20 protein-coding genes are annotated in these 18,193 nt (G+C 52.7%); 9 read left to right on the top strand and 11 right to left on the bottom strand.

The features are described 5' to 3' along the window. Positions 1–48: 48 nt before the first annotated feature. The 9 genes from KGP17_RS04540 to KGP17_RS04500 form a co-directional block, all read right to left on the bottom strand. Positions 49–594, bottom strand: coding sequence for a fimbrial protein (locus tag KGP17_RS04540; protein ID WP_223498922.1), 546 nt, complete (start codon positions 592–594; stop codon positions 49–51). 10 nt (positions 595–604) lie between these two features. Next, entirely contained in the window at positions 605–1,090 is a 486-nt protein-coding gene (locus KGP17_RS04535; RefSeq protein ID WP_223498921.1) for a fimbrial protein, read from the bottom strand. Positions 1,091–1,100: 10 nt separating this feature from the next. After that, positions 1,101–1,589 carry a fimbrial protein gene (locus KGP17_RS04530; protein WP_223498920.1) on the bottom strand — a complete coding sequence of 163 codons (489 nt, stop codon included), beginning with the start codon at positions 1,587–1,589 and terminating at the stop codon, positions 1,101–1,103. Continuing rightward, positions 1,586–2,053, bottom strand: a complete 468-nt coding sequence (locus KGP17_RS04525) for a fimbrial protein (RefSeq protein ID WP_223498919.1) — start codon at positions 2,051–2,053, stop codon at positions 1,586–1,588. Before KGP17_RS04525 ends, KGP17_RS04530 begins: the two co-directional genes overlap by 4 nt. A gap of 61 nt (positions 2,054–2,114) precedes the next feature. Further along, a complete protein-coding gene (locus tag KGP17_RS04520) occupies positions 2,115–2,717 on the bottom strand; it encodes a fimbrial protein (protein WP_223498918.1) in 603 nt (200 codons plus the stop codon). 75 nt (positions 2,718–2,792) lie between these two features. Then, on the bottom strand, positions 2,793–3,560 hold the full coding sequence (locus KGP17_RS04515; protein ID WP_223498917.1) for a fimbria/pilus periplasmic chaperone: 768 nt from the start codon (positions 3,558–3,560) through the stop codon (positions 2,793–2,795). Positions 3,561–3,655: 95 nt separating this feature from the next. Next, positions 3,656–6,166 carry an outer membrane usher protein gene (locus KGP17_RS04510; RefSeq protein ID WP_223498916.1) on the bottom strand — a complete coding sequence of 837 codons (2,511 nt, stop codon included), beginning with the start codon at positions 6,164–6,166 and terminating at the stop codon, positions 3,656–3,658. 13 nt (positions 6,167–6,179) lie between these two features. Further along, on the bottom strand, positions 6,180–6,734 hold the full coding sequence (locus KGP17_RS04505) for a fimbrial protein (protein WP_223498915.1): 555 nt from the start codon (positions 6,732–6,734) through the stop codon (positions 6,180–6,182). Between the two features lie 71 nt (positions 6,735–6,805). Continuing rightward, positions 6,806–7,348: a fimbrial protein gene (locus KGP17_RS04500; protein ID WP_059199816.1), complete on the bottom strand. Its 543-nt coding sequence runs from the start codon at positions 7,346–7,348 to the stop codon at positions 6,806–6,808. Between the two features lie 535 nt (positions 7,349–7,883). Between KGP17_RS04500 and KGP17_RS04495 the strand changes: the two genes are divergently transcribed. After that, positions 7,884–8,666: a winged helix-turn-helix domain-containing protein gene (locus tag KGP17_RS04495; RefSeq protein WP_223498914.1), complete on the top strand. Its 783-nt coding sequence runs from the start codon at positions 7,884–7,886 to the stop codon at positions 8,664–8,666. Continuing rightward, entirely contained in the window at positions 8,650–9,144 is a 495-nt protein-coding gene (locus tag KGP17_RS04490; RefSeq protein ID WP_223498913.1) for a hypothetical protein, read from the top strand. The genes KGP17_RS04495 and KGP17_RS04490 overlap by 17 nt, the downstream gene beginning before the upstream one ends. Before the next feature lie 103 nt (positions 9,145–9,247). Here KGP17_RS04490 and KGP17_RS04485 read toward each other — a convergent pair whose 3' ends face one another. Together KGP17_RS04485 and KGP17_RS04480 are read right to left on the bottom strand one after the other, a co-directional pair. Next, on the bottom strand, positions 9,248–9,820 hold the full coding sequence (locus KGP17_RS04485) for a helix-turn-helix transcriptional regulator (protein ID WP_223498912.1): 573 nt from the start codon (positions 9,818–9,820) through the stop codon (positions 9,248–9,250). A 408-nt stretch (positions 9,821–10,228) separates the two neighbouring features. Beyond that, positions 10,229–10,795 carry a LuxR C-terminal-related transcriptional regulator gene (locus tag KGP17_RS04480; protein ID WP_223498911.1) on the bottom strand — a complete coding sequence of 189 codons (567 nt, stop codon included), beginning with the start codon at positions 10,793–10,795 and terminating at the stop codon, positions 10,229–10,231. 642 nt (positions 10,796–11,437) lie between these two features. On the opposite strand from KGP17_RS04480, the gene KGP17_RS04475 reads away from it, so the two are divergent. The 7 genes from KGP17_RS04475 to KGP17_RS04445 all read left to right on the top strand — a co-directional run bounded on the left by KGP17_RS04475 (position 11,438) and on the right by KGP17_RS04445 (position 18,179). Further along, positions 11,438–11,584, top strand: a complete 147-nt coding sequence (locus KGP17_RS04475; protein WP_209523399.1) for a hypothetical protein — start codon at positions 11,438–11,440, stop codon at positions 11,582–11,584. Between the two features lie 619 nt (positions 11,585–12,203). Then, on the top strand, positions 12,204–12,755 hold the full coding sequence (locus tag KGP17_RS04470) for a fimbrial protein (RefSeq protein ID WP_094982098.1): 552 nt from the start codon (positions 12,204–12,206) through the stop codon (positions 12,753–12,755). A 59-nt stretch (positions 12,756–12,814) separates the two neighbouring features. Then, on the top strand, positions 12,815–13,531 hold the full coding sequence (locus KGP17_RS04465) for a molecular chaperone (RefSeq protein ID WP_094982099.1): 717 nt from the start codon (positions 12,815–12,817) through the stop codon (positions 13,529–13,531). After that, complete coding sequence (locus KGP17_RS04460) at positions 13,506–14,072, top strand: fimbrial protein (RefSeq protein ID WP_094982100.1); 567 nt, start codon at positions 13,506–13,508, stop codon at positions 14,070–14,072. Before KGP17_RS04465 ends, KGP17_RS04460 begins: the two co-directional genes overlap by 26 nt. Positions 14,073–14,079: 7 nt before the next feature. Further along, positions 14,080–14,799, top strand: coding sequence for a molecular chaperone (locus KGP17_RS04455; RefSeq protein ID WP_223498910.1), 720 nt, complete (start codon positions 14,080–14,082; stop codon positions 14,797–14,799). Beyond that, the gene (locus tag KGP17_RS04450) at positions 14,796–15,560 is read left to right on the top strand and encodes a molecular chaperone (protein WP_094982102.1); all 765 of its coding nucleotides are present in this window, start codon (positions 14,796–14,798) and stop codon (positions 15,558–15,560) included. Before KGP17_RS04455 ends, KGP17_RS04450 begins: the two co-directional genes overlap by 4 nt. Positions 15,561–15,575: 15 nt before the next feature. Beyond that, on the top strand, positions 15,576–18,179 hold the full coding sequence (locus tag KGP17_RS04445; RefSeq protein ID WP_223498909.1) for a fimbria/pilus outer membrane usher protein: 2,604 nt from the start codon (positions 15,576–15,578) through the stop codon (positions 18,177–18,179). Positions 18,180–18,193: the final 14 nt, after the last annotated feature.

Below are 18,193 nucleotides of genomic sequence, written 5' to 3'. Positions count from 1 at the left end.
CTCAAATCTCGGTTTCAGGAAAGGGCCGCTATCAGGCGGCACGGCTTGCTACTGGTACTCCAGCGCAAAAGTCGCCGTGGCCGTAAATCCCCCTTCGACTATCCCTTGGTTGGCCTTGGCCGCAGGTTCTGCCTGCACATAGGCCTGCAAAGCTATTGTCATGTTGCCCTGCGTCAGTGGCGTGGTGGAGCCCTGGACATTGAGCGGCAATGCCTGGCCAGCGCTTGTTTCCATCCCCACTGCCACCCCGCGGGCCACGCTGGCAGCATCCAGCGCCAACAGCCCTGGCAATGCCGTGCTCTCGGTGCCCATAAAGGTCAGCTTCACACCCGTTGCCACCGCCGTATCACAGTCATCCAGATGCAGCGAGAACGCCTGGCTGGGGGTGCGCGTATTGGTGTACAGGAACTTATTAACCAGCGTGCCAAAATTCAGCTCTATGGCCTCGTCACCCGGGCGCAGGGTACAGGGCGCATTCACCAGCGCGCCTCTGAATTCCATGTTCTCAACTGCCTGAACCGAGGTGCAAAATAAAAGCGGGCAGGTTGACAGTAGTGCCAGACCGATCCGTGGTAACGCTTGCCATTGCTTCATCAAACGGCTCCTATTGGTATTCGGCCAGCAGCGTGGCGCGTGCGGTAAATGCTCCCGGGCTCGGTGGCTGCGCCGGATCGGCCACTGGTACCGCCATCATTGGCGGGGGGGATTGCGTTGTAACTTGGCTGGCAAACGAGTTCAGATAAAACGGATTGTCATTTCCCAGCGACATATGAATGCCCAATCCCGCGATGCTGCTCTGAATGGCTGCACCATCAAAACGGGTTGCCGTGCCCTGAATGCTCATCCGAACTGACCCTGCGGCGCTGCAATCAATCTGGTAAGGTACCGGCTTGCGGTAACGTACCCCGTCGAGATTACGGATCACCAGGTTGTCGCCAAAATCCACTTCGATCGGGTCACCGTTATTGATAGTACAGGGCAGTGCTTCCACCAGGCCGCCCTGGAAGTTCACCTGCACCGCTTGCGTTGGCTGCACCAGTGCAGCCATCATGCCCAGCAACATTGCCAAGAAAACTGTTTTAGCCGTCATTATTCATCTCTCACTGATAGTCCACCAACAGCGTGGTAACCGCGGTAAAGGCCCCTCCACTCAAAGTGCTGCCCGTGGCCTTAACCGGAACTGCCGTCAGTGCAGGACGAGCCGGATTGGTAAAATTCAGCCAGGTGTTCATCGGCAATTTGACGCCGTCACTGCGCAACTCCAGGCCCAAATTGGTTTTGCTGGTACCGAGCACGCTGGCATCAAAACCTGCCCCTCCGCCCTGAAATTGCAGTTTCAGCGTTGCGGAGGTCGCGCCAGTGCAGTCCAGCGTATAAGTGATGGGCTGTTCGTAATTCACCCCATTTATCCGCCCGGCCAGCATATCGTTGCCAAACACCACCGAAATATCGCTGTTACTGTTAATCACGCAGGGTGGTGGTACCACCAGGGTGCCGGTGAACTTGACGTCCACGGCCTGCGCCGGTAAAGCGCTACTCAGAACGGTCGTCAGGGCCAGAACAGGCCATACCGCTGTTAGCTGTTTCATAACACCTCCACCAGCAGCGTTGCCGTGCTGTTGAATACTCCACCCGGCAGAATGGCCCCCGGCCGTTTCACCGGCACGGCACTGATGGCAGGCGGCGTGGCCGAATAGCCGAAGGTAAACCATTCACCCAGCGCTAACGCACTGCTGTCCGGTTTCAACAGCTTGATCCCCAAATCCGTAAAGTTGGTTGCCAACACGCCAGGATCAAAGCCGCTAGCCGATCCCTGGAACCGCAGACGCAAGCTGGAAGCGCTGCCGGTACAGCTAAGGGAAAACGGCACCGGCGTGGCATAGTTGTTGCCATCAATGCTGGTGGTCTGCAAGGCACTGCCAAAGTTCACGTCAATCGCGGTGTTACCATTCACTATGCAAGCAGGTCCCGTCATTACGATCCCCTTGATGGTGAGCGCAAGCTGGTTGCTGGCCTGTGCCACCGACAGACACAACACCAGGCTCCCCACCATACCGAGAGCCGTACACCAAAGGCTCCTGAGAGCGGAACGGCCCTTAAGCCGATAAACCAGCCTATTCATAGCTCAGCCTGAAGTTGATATGGGCCAGATATGCGCCCGCTTGTAGCGGCGCCCCGGTACGCTCCGGCGCGATATAGTAGGTCAGTACGTTGTTGCCAGGTGTCAGCAACTGCGGTTGTCCGACCAACCCCGGCACGACGTCGCGGCGGGAGTCATCCGTCAGACGCAACCCCATACCGCCCACACCGCGCGCCAGGAAAAGATTAGGTTCGTAGTTATCCTGCACGCCGGTAAAGGTCAACGACACCGCAGGCTGGTTGGTGCTCCAGGTCAGGTTACCCTGCTGGTCACGATTGTTGGTCGCGCTGCGCAGGCAGTCTTGCAAACGCAGCTGAACCGCCACCGCCGTGCCACGATCGCCCACGTGTTGCAGGCGGCCCGTTCCCACCTCGCCCAACTCGACCGACTGGTCAGCACTGCTCATCTCCAGGCGGCAAGCGCTTTCGGTCAGCGACCCCGACACGCGAAGCACGCCGTGTTCACCGTCAATCAACCCCGTTGCGGCCTGTGCCATCGGGGTAAGCAGGGCAGCCAGTGCCAGTCCGCTCAGGACGGAGCACTTTGTCGTCTTGCCGGGCAGTCTTCTCTTTTCCATGACTGTTTTCCTTGTTCTTCCTTCACGGTTCATGCCCGCTGGGCACCGTCCATCACGCCCCCTGACAACGGGTGATTATTTGTCGCGTTTGCTTTCATCCACCTGGCAGTCGCTGCCACTGCATTTGAAAGTCAGCGTCGGTTGGCCGCCGTAGTCATTGACATACACCAGCACCGGGCTCGCCCCTAATGCCGCCGCACTGCCGCCCAGCTTGACGCTGCCCTTCGGTGGCACCATCACCGGTTCAAAACCTTTTACCACGTCGCCTTGTTTCTTGGCGCTGGCACCAATCAACGTCACAAAATACGGCGTTGGGTTGTTGACGGTGTATTGGTCACCCTTTTTGCTCAGTGTCAGTTGTTCCTGATAAGGCGTCGCCTGTTGCTTAGCCGCCGCTTCGGCCAGTGTTGCCGGGCGATAGAACATCTTGATGCGCGTCTGCAGCGCTATCTGCAATACGTTCGACTTGTCGCTTTTCGGCGGGATTTCCCGCAGGTTGAAGAAGAACAGCGATTCGCGATCCTGTGGCAACATGTTGGCTCCCGGCGTTGCCTGGATTTTTACCTGGGTCTGCCCTTTGGGTTCGACACGCTGTACCGGTGGCAGCACGGTAAACGCGCTGTTCCCTTCCAGCTTGGTGCCGTGTGCGTCTTCCAGCCAGCCCTGTGCCAGATAAGGCAATTCAGGGTTCTGATTGCGCACGGTCAGGCTCACCGACTTTTCATTCCCTGGGAACACCACGCGGGTCCGATCCAGGGAAATAGCCGCCTGTGCAGACGGAACCAGGGTGGCCACTGCGGCCCCAGCCAACAGGCTCATCACTAAAAATCTTTTCATCATCATTACCTTTACTCTTCCTATCAGACGTCATCCCTGCCGACTCTTAAGCCAGCAGGCGACGACGCCCTTTACTGTTCAATGGGTTTAATTCGCTGCCGTTATCCCTTTACACAAGGCAACAGCAGGTTGGCGGTCATGCCCGCCGGTATTTCTTTCGGCAGCGTAATGCGGCACTGTTCGGCGCTGTTCCAGTGCACCGTCATGGTCTCACCCGGCTTGATACCGCTGAGGTAGACGTTGCCCGCATCGTTCACCATGCCGGTTTCCTGTTGCTTGGCGTTCAGCACCGTGGCACCGAACGGCGGCACTGAACCATCGGCCAGACGTATTACCGCCATCGCCTTCTCACCTGCCACGACTTCAAAGTGACGATAGCCAATGGCCCCTTCGGTCAGCGTGCCTTGCAGCACTGAGCCGGTGGCCTGGGCGTTGTCCGCCAGTTTGTCTACGTCGATACGTACGCTGTTGCGGTAATAACTGTTCACATCCGTTACCACCGCTTTACCGAAGCTATTGGAGTTGACCGTGTTGCCATAACCGCCCACCGGCACTCCTGCTACACCATCGGTATCAACCAGCATCCGCGTCCCGCCCATTATCGATGTACGATGTAAAGCGCCGCCTTCACCCGTCAGGGTAGCTCCGCCCGACATCGACATCCCTGCCGAGCTATACTGCCCGGAGCGGTAACTGGCCATGCCATTCACCTGTGCCAGGGTGCCACGGTGTGAGTAATAGCCGCTGAAATCAGCATCGCTATTCGCCATCCCAGCCCGGACCGTATAGTTGTCGGTATCACCGACCCGATCGGAATAGGTGACCGAGTTGGTATTGTCACCCGCAGCATAAGAGCCGTTATAGCCCAGCATGCCGCTGCTTCCCCATGGCATGGACAGCGACAGATACATGCCGTCATCCTTGGTGTTGCTGAAATTGTTGCGATAAGCCGTCAGCGACAGGTTGATGTTACGAAAGCGGCCAATATCAAAATAGCGCGCCAGCGTCATGTCATAGCGGTCACTGGTAGCCTGGTTCCAATAGGTCTGGTGGTTGTAATTCAGATACCCACTCATCGCCAGCGACTCGAACTGCTGGCTGAAGGACAGGGTGTACATCTCCTTGCTACGCCCTGGGCTTATCCCATTGGCGTTATCCTTGGCACTCAAGTAGTCCGCCATCGACATAAAACCGCTGTCGGAGAAGCGGTAGCCAGCAAAGGTGATCTGACTGCCGGTATCATCAAAGCGCTTCGAGTAGCTCAGGCGGTAAGACCCCCCCTGTTGAGTACCTTGATCCGGTAACCGAGCCCGGGACTGAGTCACGTCCGCAGACAAGGCCCCAAAAGCCATCAAATCACGCCCAATCCCCAGTGACAGGGCCGAGTATTCATCCCCACCCAGCCCGCCGCCGTACAGCGACCAACCGTTACTCACGCCCCAGGAGAACTCACCCGTGGCAAACATCGGGCCATTGACCTTATGCTGGAAGTCAGATGGTCGGCCTGCCGCCAGCTTGAAACGCACCTGTCCTGGCCGGGTCAGATACGGAATGGTGGCGGTATCAACCTTGAAGTTCTGTACGCTGCCGTCGGCCTCTTCAACGCGCACATCCAATGCGCCAGAGACCGCGCTATCCAAATCCTGAATACGGAATGGCCCGGAGGCGACCAGCACTTCCTTGATCACCCGCCCCTGCTGGCTAATAACGACCTTGGCGTTGCCGCGCGCCACACCGGTCACTTCTGGCGCATAACCACGCAGATTCGGTGGCAACATGTTGTCATCAGAGACCAGGCTGCCCCCGGTGAAACGGAAGCTGTCGAAGATGTCGGAATTGAGGAAATCCTCCCCCAACGTCAGCTTGGCGCGCCACGGTACAATCGCCCGGTAGGCGGTGTACTGTGTCCAGTCAAAACTGCGGGTATTCTCTTTTGCCGAATCGCTCTGATGGTCGATCCTGGTCTGCCAGCTAGCCCGTAGCCGCCAAGCTCCCAGGTTCGCCCCTGCCACTCCGTTGCCGCTGAGGTTGTAATTCTGGGTGTCGTCCTGGTTCTGCCGCTGAACCTGAGTATTCAGGTTGTAATCCAGCAAAATGCCAGGGATCCCTTCTTCCCAGCGCGAAGGCGGATCCCAGTTCGCACCGCTGTATTCCAGATAAACCTGCGGGATGCTGAGGTACAGCGTGTTGGTACCGAGATCGGGACGGGCCTGAAGCCCATCCAGGCTAGCCAGATCCAGACACTCGCCTTGATGCCACCAGGTCAAACCAGCCAATGCGGCCTTGGTCAGACCCAACTGGTCCACCATCTCTTTGCTCAGACAGACCTGGCTGCCTTTCGGATCGTCGTCCGGCGCCAAGAAGGTTACCGGGCGTGCCGGTTGCACCTGGTTATTCAAGCTCAAAGCAAGATCATAAGTACCCGGCAGGATAAAGCCCTGGTGCGAAAACTGGCCTAAATCAATGTTGTCACGATCCTTGAGATCCAGGACATCCGTGTTGAACTGGATATCTTTTGCCTGGGCCACGCTCACCGCCCCCAGCAATACGCTGCTGCCAAGGCTGGCTTGACACAAGATGGCAAGCAGGGAGCGGGAAAAATAACGCGCCATGAAAAGAGTCCCTTTAGTAATAATCCATTCTGAACCGTATAGCCGTACGGTAATCCCCTGCCCGCAACGTCTGTTGGTTACCCACCAGGCTCAGGGTGTAATGCAGTTTCCTCTCTCCTGGCAACATGGAGCTGGCCTGCAGAGCCTCACCCGGTGCTGCTACCTCGCCTCTGGCATCACGTATCATCAACGCCACACCGCGTGCCTCACCGTTCACTCCGAAGTGGCCGCGATCGTTGTCACCGTCAAAGGTCACCTGAAAGCGCTGCCAGTCGCGGACTGTCGCATCAACCCGGACCAGCACGCAATCCACCAGGCGAATAGCAAAATCTTTTTCTGGCCCGCGGCCATCCCGGATCAGTTGGCTGACCGGGAGGGTGTCCATTACCAGACTCTGGTCACGGTCCCCGACTTCAATCGCACAAGGCGTCTCTACAATGGCGCCTTCCATGCTGACGCGCCCCTGCCCCAGCACATCAGCGGAAAATGCACACCCGGAAAACGCCAGGGCACAACACATCAGCAGGGAAGGCACCACACAAGGTGAAGCGTCATAAGTCCATTTCATCAACAGCTCTATGGGGAGCAAAAAAACCTGCGGCAGAGCCGCCGCAGGTTGTTCAACACTACGCAATAGACTTACTGATAAGACAGTACGAAGTTGGTTGGAACCTGGAAGCTACCTGGTTTGATGACAGCATCTTCGCCGCCACCTTTCAGAGCAGCAGTGAAGCTCAGGGAGTTGTTGGTACCGTTAACCAAAGTTCGAGCTGCGGTAGGGGTGTTCAGAGCCACTTTGGCACCGTCAGCCTGAGACATCAGAATATAAGCACCTTCAGCAGTACCGATCAGACCCAGACTGGTAGCATCATATGAAGAAGCCGTGCCGGTGAAGGTCACAGAGACTTTATCTTTGGTGCCTGCAGTAGCAATGACGCAATCTTTCAGCTCAATGCTGAAAGCTTGTGGCGTAGAAACACCGGTATTATTGTTAGCTGCCAGAACAACGTTAGACACGGCACCCAATGGGATAACCTGATCCAGTGAACCTGCAGCGATAGAGCAAGGTGCATCAGTAATAGAGCCGGTAAAGGTGATCTTGCCTTCGCCTTGGTTAGCTGCGTAAGCCGTGCTAGCCACCAGGGAAGCGCCAATGATCATTGCAATTGCTTTAACTTTCATGAAATCCGTTCCTATGATTTATATATTAACTAAAATATTAGGCGAATTGTGAAATACACTTTCACGCCTTTTATCACTACCCAACAATAATGCCGTTGCTTAGGATTGGCGCTATAATAACGCCAGAGAAAAATACTTATATAGGACATTCCTCTTTGTTTCCTCTTACTGTCTTATAAAGAAGGATACTTTAAAAAAGGATTTTTCAAGTGCATGAATAAAATAAGAAAAATAAAAAAATAGTATTTAAATTGATCATTTTTTTGCTAAAAAAACAGCAAATAAAAGCCTGTTGTAGGGTATTATTATCAGCACTTTCAGCACGCAAGACATTGCATAAACGTTTTTTAACATTCGCACCCCCGTCGCGAGCTAAGCGTTTCCCCCCCCCTCTTATGCATACCTTGATGCCGCAAGCGGGGGACCGTATCAGCTATAATATAAAATTGTGAGACTGCGACACTGTACTGTAGCCTAACAGCAGAGTAGGCTGGTTTAATCAGGTGGTGTCAGGTCTTAACCTGCAGGGGGGAACATGGTTTTTACGATTTTTAACATGATTGCGTTCAGAAGCGCAGACGGGGCGATGTGGAACATTGCGCAACCCGATAGACGGGTCTCCTTCACTACCATTCCTGCCCGGCTCTTTACCTACCTGCTGGAAAACGCCGATAAAATGGTAAGCCGGGAAGAATTACTCAATAATATCTGGAATAAATATGGTCTGGAACCGTCGAGTAACTCGGTCAATCAGTATATTTCGTTGATCCGTAAGTCATTGAGTGAGTTAGGTTGTGAGGAAGAGATTATTAAAACCATTCCTCGAGTCGGGTTTTATATCTCCAGGGAATGGATATCTTACCAACAGGAAACACCGCAAAGCGTTGAAACCACGAGCACCAAAGTTCAGCCTGCAATAAAGCAATCAAGGCTACACAGAGGGTATAAACCCGCGTTACTCGCCATCGGCTTGATCATCTCAACCTTATTGGTTCTACAACCTTTCCGTGCCGCTACTGGCCACCTCGATTACCGTTTCCCAAAATCTACGTTGTATAAAATTGGCAATATAGCAACCTGTCCTCTCTATACGCTTAGCGCTAGCTCGCCTGACGTTGCTGCACGCAAGGAAAAACTCGCCGCAGAGCTGGCTGCTGCGCATGTTCCATGCATCAACAATGAGGTGTTTATTTTTCACTCTGGTGAACACTATGCCTACCAACAATCCGGCAGAGCCTTCATAACCCGTTGTACCAATAGTGATCATATCCTGTCTCATTTCTCTGACTGTAAGGCCGTCTATGCTTTCGCTAAATAATCGCTCAGGCAAGTTCATCGGGGTGGTTGCTCTCGCCTTGGTCTCTGTAGCTTTGCTTTTCAACCTCCTGATGCATAAATTTTTCGTTACCGAGAAAGGCCCCAAAGTGAGCTGTGCCGCCTTTTTCCTGGTACAAAGCGACTTGCAAACTCGGGGCGTCATGAGTTTGCATATTGATGGTGTAAGCCATGGGAGGATGCATATTTCCGCAACGGTCAGGGATAGCGCTGGCGCACTAAAGTATAATCTTCTGCGTAATGTCAATTTTGACTATCGCTATGAAGGTAATGGCCACCTCGCCTTGCAGCTGGTGGATGTCAATAAAAATGCCAGCGATACTATGCCGAATGAGCTGTTTAACCAGTCCATTTTTGATTTTTCGGTGAAAGCCAGACAATTGAGGATCACCGAAGTGGGTGATGGCTATTTATTGTGGAATGACTTTTCGCCAGTCATGATGTGCATCCATAATCAATAACAGGCCAATTTATAGCTAAACTGTAAAGCGCTCTCTCTTGCCACTCGGTGAATGCGATGGCTGAAGGATAACATCCAACGCCATCGCACCGGTGTTTAACGGTTTATTGCACATGCGTATTACCGAACTTAAGCATATACAGCTCATTGAAGTTTCTTGCTCCATGCCGTTTTACCGCCTTGGCCTTATAGCCACTGACCGTTTTTATCGACAGATGCAGCATCTTGGCTATCTGTGATTGCGAGTAACCCTCTACTAAAAGCTTTAATACACGGTTCTCTTTCTGCGACGACTTCAGTACCTCTCCCCAAATATCACCAAAGAGATTATCCGCTACCGTCTTGGGGTGCGCTGAATCCATTGCTCTGACCAGATTTTTAAGATCGGCATAGGCAATTTTTTTATCGACTACAAAGTCGGATAAATGCTTAACCATTGCAGAACACTCTTTACCTTTGGAAAGCAGAGTGACCACATAAATCGTTTTATTCTCCTTTTTCAGACCATAAATCTGTTTTATAGTGTTGTATATATCGTTTGAGTCCCCATCAATAAAAGCAACGTAACTTTCATTATGATGCAAGCTTGAGTTTGATTCCGCGCTTAAGGACTCGACAATTGAATCGAAGGCGATCTTATTAAAAGGGCAAGGGTAGTTCGCGTCAAATATAAACATGGGTAACTTCCTGCAAAATAATATGTGGATTTAGTGAAGTACCAGGCCTAAGGCTATCCAAGATAATCTTGTTCATAGTGAATCGACGTCAGAGAGCTAACCCCTTAAGGGTTTTTCTGATCGCTACCTGGTACTTAACTTATCGTGACTACTCAGGATTGACATTGCGGCCTGCCAGGCCTAAACCCGGCAAACTGCGCCTTGCATCAATCTGGGCCTTAAGTTACAGGAAAAATTACCACGCAGTTATTTATAACTGAAATAACGTTATTTATAGGTTTAAATTCTATTTTTTAATTTTATTGATCATAAAAAAAGAATTTACCACTATCAAGGCAGCAGTGGCATTCAGCAACAAGTCACCTACTGCTTAACCTCAATGCCAAGGATGCTGTCTATTGGATGATATCAAGCATGATTGCTTAGCTTTAACATGTAGAGCTCGTTGAAGTTTCTTGCCCCATGTCTTTTTATCGCCTTAACCTTATAGCCGCTAATGGTTTTTATCGATAAGTTTAACATTTTGGCTATTTGGTATTGGCTGTGGCCATCCAACAACAGCTTCAACACCAGGTACTCTTTCTGAGAAGACTTCAAAATATCCCCCCAGATATCGCCAAAAACATTATCTGCTAACGCCTTGGGTTTTGCCGTAACCATGGTTCTGATCAGCCGTTGCAGATCGTCATAGGTGATTTTTTTATCCACTACATAATCAGATAAATGCCTGATCACTGAGGAGCAATCTTTATCTTTTGACAGCAATGTGACCATATAAACAACTTCGCTGTTCTTGCGTAACTCGTAAACCGACTTGACGACGCTGTAGATATTAGCCGAATCCCCATCAACAAAAGCGATTGAACCCTCACCATAACGCAAGGCAGGGGTTAGATCACACCTTAAGGAATCGATGATCGATTTAAAGGTTATTTTACTTAGCGAACAGGAATAATCCGAGTCTATTAGAATCATTGGAATACTTACCTCCTGGTAAAAATAATCCATCCATATTGGAACGCGCAGCATTCAGGTGCACCAATGACTGGCAACCCAATATCGTCTTTAATGTATATCCAGGTTCTAATACCATAGGCAGAGCAAACCAAAATTAATTTTTGGCTCTTTGATTTATGTAAAAAACTCTCTCACCACCTGGATAAAGTTATGACATTCCTTTACACCCAGCCTTATCAGTATATTCTTATAAAATTATTATCGTCAATCGATTTTATTGCTTACAATAACCATTAGATATCATGAGAAATATTCCCCATATTTTATAATCGCTTATGGATGAATTTATTCAAGCATGCAACCAATTATAAGACAAAAAGAAAAAACAAAGAGAAAACTCCCATTTAAATCCGTTATGAACGGCAATACAATAAAGCATGACATTCAATACAACCCAGCAAATTAATTTTCAATCAGAATGTCTAACCCAATCAATGCGTATTTTTACGCTTTGATTTTTAGGCAATTGAAGCCCTACTCGACAAAGCCTTATTCCTGCAGGAAGTAGAGCGCTCCACGGTAGGGAAAAGCGGATGTTCCTCATTACTGACGCTCAAGGAACTGAAGTGCTGAAGTATCTGGCCATAGGAATGAGCGGGCGTGGCACCGCAGGGCATCAAGGACAAGACTGCCAATGGCCATAAGCGCAATGCCATGCGCAAACTGTGCGTCAAGACTAACCAGGAGTTGTACCGGTGGATGGAACTGCGTGACTCCTCTCATCTGGTAGGCCTGTCTTTGATCTGATTCCGCAAGAGTCTCGAGCTGCTCATCCAGACTTAGGATCGCCGAGAGTTGCCCCCCTCAGGTGAACGCAAAACCACTTTTTTTATTCTATGAACGTAATAGCGACATAATTATTTTTAGACTATCAATCCGCAACATAATTAAATTGGTCTGCACCCACTTAATTTAGATAATTTCCATAATTTTTTATTATCTATAGCCTACAAATGCCTTTCCCTCACCTACTCCATAAAAAACACCCAAAAAAAAAGACATAAAAACCAAGTAAACATTAATATAAGAATAAAAACCTATGAAAACCTAAAGTAACAAAATTAAAAACTAATATTTTCACATAAAAAATCCATAAATTAAATAATAAATCTTATAAATCAATGTGTTAAATTTAAACCATGCACCACCCTTACATTTTGACAACCATGACGTATTTTGAAATTATTAAAAGCGAAATACAGAGGGAGCCCCCCTCGGAAGTAAATATCGCCTACCTAGCGTAGTAAATGAATAAAAAACCCGTTAACAGATAGACATCCAGTTATTTCTGAGCAGAGATAACTGTAAGTCTAGCAAGCATCAACTCGTTTTTAATAAGCCATCTCAATCTAAAGGAATAGCACTCATGCGTAAATCAATTTTCACTCTGGCTCCGGCTGCATTGGTTTTACTGGCCGTAGCGGGCAACGCTCAAGCGGCAACTAACGCCCAATTAACCGTAACGGCCAACGTGGTTGCTGCCACCTGTGACGTTTCACTGTCTACCAACAGCCTGGATCTGGGTAACTTTTCACCCAAGCAATTTACCGGCGTTCTGACCCCGATCGCGTCCAGCCAGAAACAGTTCACCGTGGGTCTGAACAACTGTGAGGCCCCTGTTGCCGCTGCTGATACCGCTAACCTGGTCGTCAGCGGCCAAACGCTGGCTGCCAACTCAAACGTCTTCAACTCCACCGGCACCAACACCGGTATCATGCTGAGCGAAGTTAGCAAGCCAAACGTCTATATCAAGGCAGGTGACAAACTCCTGATCGCAACCGCAGGCGCAACGCCAGCCGCTGGCGATTTTAATGCCAAAACGCTGAGCCTGCAGGTGGGCCTGGCCTCCACCAGCGCGGACAAAACCAACATTGGCTCCGTCAAGGCACCGATCCTGTTTGCTTTCTCCTATAACTGATTTACCTCTAGGCAGGCGGCTTCGGCTGCCTGCTTTTTTTTCCTACCAAGGGGCAATAAATGACGCGCATAACGCTATTTTTTCCCGTCCTGATGGCGCTGCTGTGCAGTTCGTCCGCCGTAGTGGCGGAGGGATTTGGTATTAATGCAACCCGGCTTATCTACCCGCAGGGAGCAGGCAGCATTGCCGTTACGCTGCGCAACACTCAGCCCGCCTTGCCTTATCTGGTACAGGCTGCGGTAAGCCTGACCCCAGATAGTCGTGACGCCGCTCCATTTACGGTCACACCACCGGTTTTTCGGCTGGAAGCCAAGAGCGAGAGTCAGGTCCGCATTACCGGTAATGACGCATCCTTGCCCAAAGATCGCGAGTCGGTATTCTATTTCCAGGCCATGGCGATCCCAGCCGCAACCGAGCCGACCGCCAGCCAACAGAGCGCCAACGTGAGTGCCACCGCCCAATTTGGCGTCGGCAACATCATCAAGCTGTTTTATCGCCCTACAGAGCTACCAGCAGATTCGGGTTCAGCACAGAAAAACCTGCGCTTCACCCGCGTCAATAGCGGGCTGCGGGTCAGTAACCCCTCCCCCTATTTTGTCAGCCTGGCCAGCCTGACCTTTGCCGGGCAACGGCTCAAGTTGGATACGCCGGACGCGCTGATGATTGCGCCATTCGGTTCCCATATCTATCCCACCACGGCGAAAAGTGGGGCCATTGACTGGCAGACCATTAACGATCAGGGAGGCGTTGATGCGTTTAAACAGGCTCTGCCTTAAGAAGGTATCCCTCATCTCACTCGCTATGGTTACCGGATTAACCAGCAGCACGGCCCCCGCCGTGACGCTGAACTTTTCCGCAACGATCATGCCAGGCACCTGTTCCCTAAGCCTGGATAAAAGCGTACTGCCGCTGGATGAGATGTCGCAGGCGCGCTTGCGTAGCGGTGCCCTGATCAACTCACAGCCGTTTACCCTCAAGGCTGGCAACTGTGACGGTGTCGCCACTGCTGGCCTACAGCCGATGATTACGGTCAGCGGTGAGGGCGTGACCCAAGATGGCAAATGGCTGTTTCGCAGCAGCGACTCCAGTGCCGGGGGGAGCGGGGTGATGTTGGTACAAAGTGCCAACATGCCCAATTACAACAGTACCGAGGTCAAACCTACCGATACTTTCCCCTTGGCGGCCATGGGGCAGATACCGGTCGGTAAAGACCTCCCCTTTTTTGCTGGTATCAGCTGCGGTGGTAGTACCGGCTGCGCGACGGTGAAACCGGGGAAGGTTATCGCCCGTATCACCTTTACATTCGCCTACCGCTGAGGTTGCCATGTCATCTGCCTGCTATTCATCTATCGCACTGTTGCTGTTGCTCTTTACCGGACCAATGGCAATAGCCGACGGCGGTATCAGCTTAAATCAGACCCGGGTGGTGTTTTCCGCAGCGGACAGGGCACAAACCGTCACGGTGAATAATAGCGGCACACAAAAATTTCTGATCCAAAGCCGTATCCAACGCGCACTCGACGACCAGGCTCCAACGCCATTTATCGTCACGCCGCCGCTGTTGCAGCTCGGCCCTGAGCGCAAACAATTACTGCGCATCCTCAAACAGGATCAGGCATTGCCCACGGATCGGGAGTCGCTGTTTTACCTTTCGGTATTGGCGATCCCCGCACAGAAACAGTCGACACTGGCAGAGGCGCACTTATCGATGGGGTTTCGCTTTGCCATCAAACTGTTTTACCGCCCTGAGGGCCTCAACATCGCCCCGAGGGACGCCAGTTGCCAACTGCGATTGACGCCTACGGCAGCAGGGGTGCGCATTGACAACCCGACCCCCTATTTTCTCACGTTTGCTTCACTGAAGTTCGATGGTCAGCTTATCGATCTGGACACCCAGCCAGCGATGATTGCCCCGATGAGCGCACAGGTGTACCCCGGCAACCCGTCGGCCAGGCAAGCCGTTTGGCAAACCATTACCGACTTCGGCGGCTTATCTGCACCATGCCTGCAGGCCCTGCCATCACCAAAGGACCCACCCGCATGAAACACCTTGGCCAAGCGATATTGCTGCTGTGCAGCCTGCCGTTTTTGACCGCTCCCCAGGCGGCAGAGCCCGACTCCACGGGGATCTCATTTTATGTTCTGCGGGTGATTTATCCCGAAAGCGCCAAGCAAGGCGTCAGTTTGGCGGTAGACAACAAAAGCGCAGCCGCCTATTTGATGCAGTCCCGGGTGCGCCCGGTCGATAGCCAGACCGGCGATGTCGATTTGAGCGAGGGCGAGCAAGCGAAAATGCCGTTTATTGTCACGCCACCGCTGGCGCGCTTAGAGGCCAAGAGTGAACTGACACTGCGTATCCGGCGCAATGGAGAACCCTTGCCGACAGATCGCGAGTCGGTATTTTTTATCTCCATGAAAGCGATCCCCGCGCAGGTGCAAAACGTTCAACCACAGCCGGTAGGCCAGATGGCGGTGACGGTAGTCAGCAATATGAAATTGTTCTACCGCCCTAAGGGATTGGCTAAACGCGCCGTGGCCGACGTGGCCTGCCAACTGCGTTTTCACCGCGCGGGAAAAGAGTTGATTGCCGATAACCCCACTCCCTATTGGCTCACCTTTTCGCGGCTGAAATCGGACCGCGTCTCGCTGGATAAACCCGCGTTACGTTTGATGGTGCCGCCGAAAGGACAACAACGCTATCCCGCCCCTACCGGGACCAGCGGCCATGTCGAGTGGCAACTTATTGATGAGGATGGTTGGAATACTCCCGTTTGTCAGCAGGACTTGCCCCCATTGGATGTTTAAGGACGCGCTAAAATCATGGATAGAACATCAATAAAAAACAGGCCCGGCACTCGAGGTCTTTCACCTTCTTTGGCCGGAGCCCTGCTGCTGGCCGGTGCCGTACCTGCCTGGGGCCGAGACTATTTCGATCCCGGCCTGTTGGCGCTAGGTGGCAACCAGTTGGCTACATCCGATCTGACCGTGTTTGAATCCTCCGGCCAGACCCCTGAAGGGCGCTATCTGGTGACGCTGTGGATGAATCAGTCGGAACAAGGGCAATACAGTCTGATATTCAAAAAAGATGCCCAGGGCCAGGTGCTACCGCAGCTGACTCCGGCATTCCTCCACCAGCTTGGCGTCAATACTCAGGCACTTCCCAGCTTTAGCGGCTTGCCGCCTGAGGCTCCCATCGCCAGCCTGGGAAAGCTCATTCCTGAATCGCAGCTACGCTTCGATTTGGCCCAATTGCGTCTGGACATCAGTATTCCGCAGGTCGCCATGCAGCAACATGCCCGGGACTACGTCGACCCTGAACAATGGGACGAGGATGTCCCCGCATTGTTGTTGAATTATAGCCTGAACGGGAGCCGCAACTGGCAACGCGCACAGTCCGGCATGGGCAAAAGCGAGCAGAGCAATCTGTTCGCCAACCTGCTTGGCGGGATCAACTACCAAGGGTGGCGCCTGCGCAGCACCATGACCTATACCCAAAATGAAAGCCGTGTGGGAGGTTCTTCAAGCCGTTATCAGCGCAGCCAATTCTCCGATACCTATTTACAACACGATATCCGTGCGTGGCGCTCCGAGATCCTGGCGGGTGAAAGCAGCAGCGGAAATGACGTGTTCGACAGCATTCCCTTCCGGGGCGTCAAACTGAATTCCAGCGAAGATATGCTGCCCAATAGCCTGCGCGGCTTTGCTCCGGTGATCACCGGCATTGCCCAAAGCAACGCACGGGTAACGGTGAGCCAGAACGGCAACATTGTCTATCAAACTTATGTCGCTCCTGGCCCGTTTCGTATCAACGATCTGTACCAGAGCAGCCAAGGTGGCGATCTGACGGTCACCATCACCGAGGCAGACGGTTCAGTACGCAGCCAAACCCTGGCCTTCTCGTCATTACCGGTGATGCAACGCCCTGGCGCACTGAAGTATGAACTCACCAGCGGGCGCTATAACGGAGGGATCACCCAAGCCTCCCGAGAAGCGACTTTCGGGTTGGGCACCTTAATGTATGGCCTACCCTATAACGTCACTCTGTACGGAGGTGCGCTGGTTGCCACCGATTATCACTCCCTGGTGGCAGGCTCTGGCCTGTCGTTGGGTGACTTCGGCGCCATCTCGGCAGACGTCACCACCTCGGATGCCCGGTTAGCAGGGCAAAACCAACGCCACCAAGGGGCTTCATATCGGTTGCGTTATGCCAAAAGCCTGCTCAGCACCGGGACCTCGGTAGATCTCGCGGCCTACCGCTACTCCACTCGCAACTATTACACCTTCGCCGACTTTAACAACCTGGGCTTTGAGCTCAACGCAGGGCAGGTGCCCTGGGCGTTGACACGCCAACGCTCCAATTTCCAACTGCGTATCAGCCAGCAGTTGGATTCTTGGGGGGCCCTGTACCTATCGGCCTCACGCAACGATTACTGGGGGAACAGCCGAGTGAACAACACCGTTTCCGTTGGTTACAACGGCAGTTATCGTGGTGTCAGCTACGGCGTTGCCTATGGGATTGACCGCATCAAGGGCGACGGCAGCTGGCCAGAGAACCGCCAGCTATCGATGTCGGTGCAGGTCCCCTTCCGCCTGTTTGGCAGTGCGGCTGCCAATAGCCAAAGCTATGCCAGCTACCAGGTAACCCATAACAATCAAGGCCAGATACAACAACAGGCGGGCATCAGTGGCAACGCCATGGACGATCGCCTCTCCTACAACCTGATGCAGGGCTGGTCGAACGATAATGGTAGTGATAACAGCAACTTGAATATGGGCTATCGGGGGAGTAAAGGCCAGGCCAATCTGGGCTACAGCTACAGCAACCAGTTCCGCTCACTCAACCTCAGCGGCAACGGCAGCCTGCTGCTGCACCCGGAAGGCGTGACGCTAGGGTCCATGCTCGGCAATTCGGTGGCGGTGGTCAGCGCGCCAGGCGCTGGCGGCGTTGAGGTGCTCAACGGCAACATTCGCACCGACAGCCGCGGTTACGCGCTGGTGCCGTATCTGGCGAACTACCAGAACAACAGCATCAGTCTGAACCCCACTACCCTGCCGGAGGATGTGGATATGGCGCAATCAAGCCTTAACGTCTCCCCAACCAAAGGGGCCGTCGTCATGGCGAGATTTGACACCCGAGTGGGTTACCAGGCGCTGGTGACGCTGCTACGAGGGGATACCAGCCTGCCATTCGGCACGGTGATTACGGTGGCGGATACTCCGGCAGGAAAAAACAATACCGGTATCGTTGGAGATTCGGGCCAAGTGTATCTGAGCGGGCTACCGGAACAGGGCACACTGACGGCGAAATGGGGGCACGCTGACCATCAGCAGTGCCGTGCCAGTTTCAACCTGAGCGGCATTGCCGCTCCCTCTGCAAGCAACCCGATCCGCCAACTGACGGCACGTTGTGAAACAGGCCGATAACCATGCACAAACCA

Origin of the sequence: Serratia sp. JSRIV001 (assembly GCF_019968745.1) — a bacterium.
GTDB classification, from domain to species: domain Bacteria; phylum Pseudomonadota; class Gammaproteobacteria; order Enterobacterales; family Enterobacteriaceae; genus Chania; species Chania fonticola_B.
Note: the sequence above shows the minus strand (reverse complement) of the source record. Positions and strands in the feature narration are given on the sequence as shown.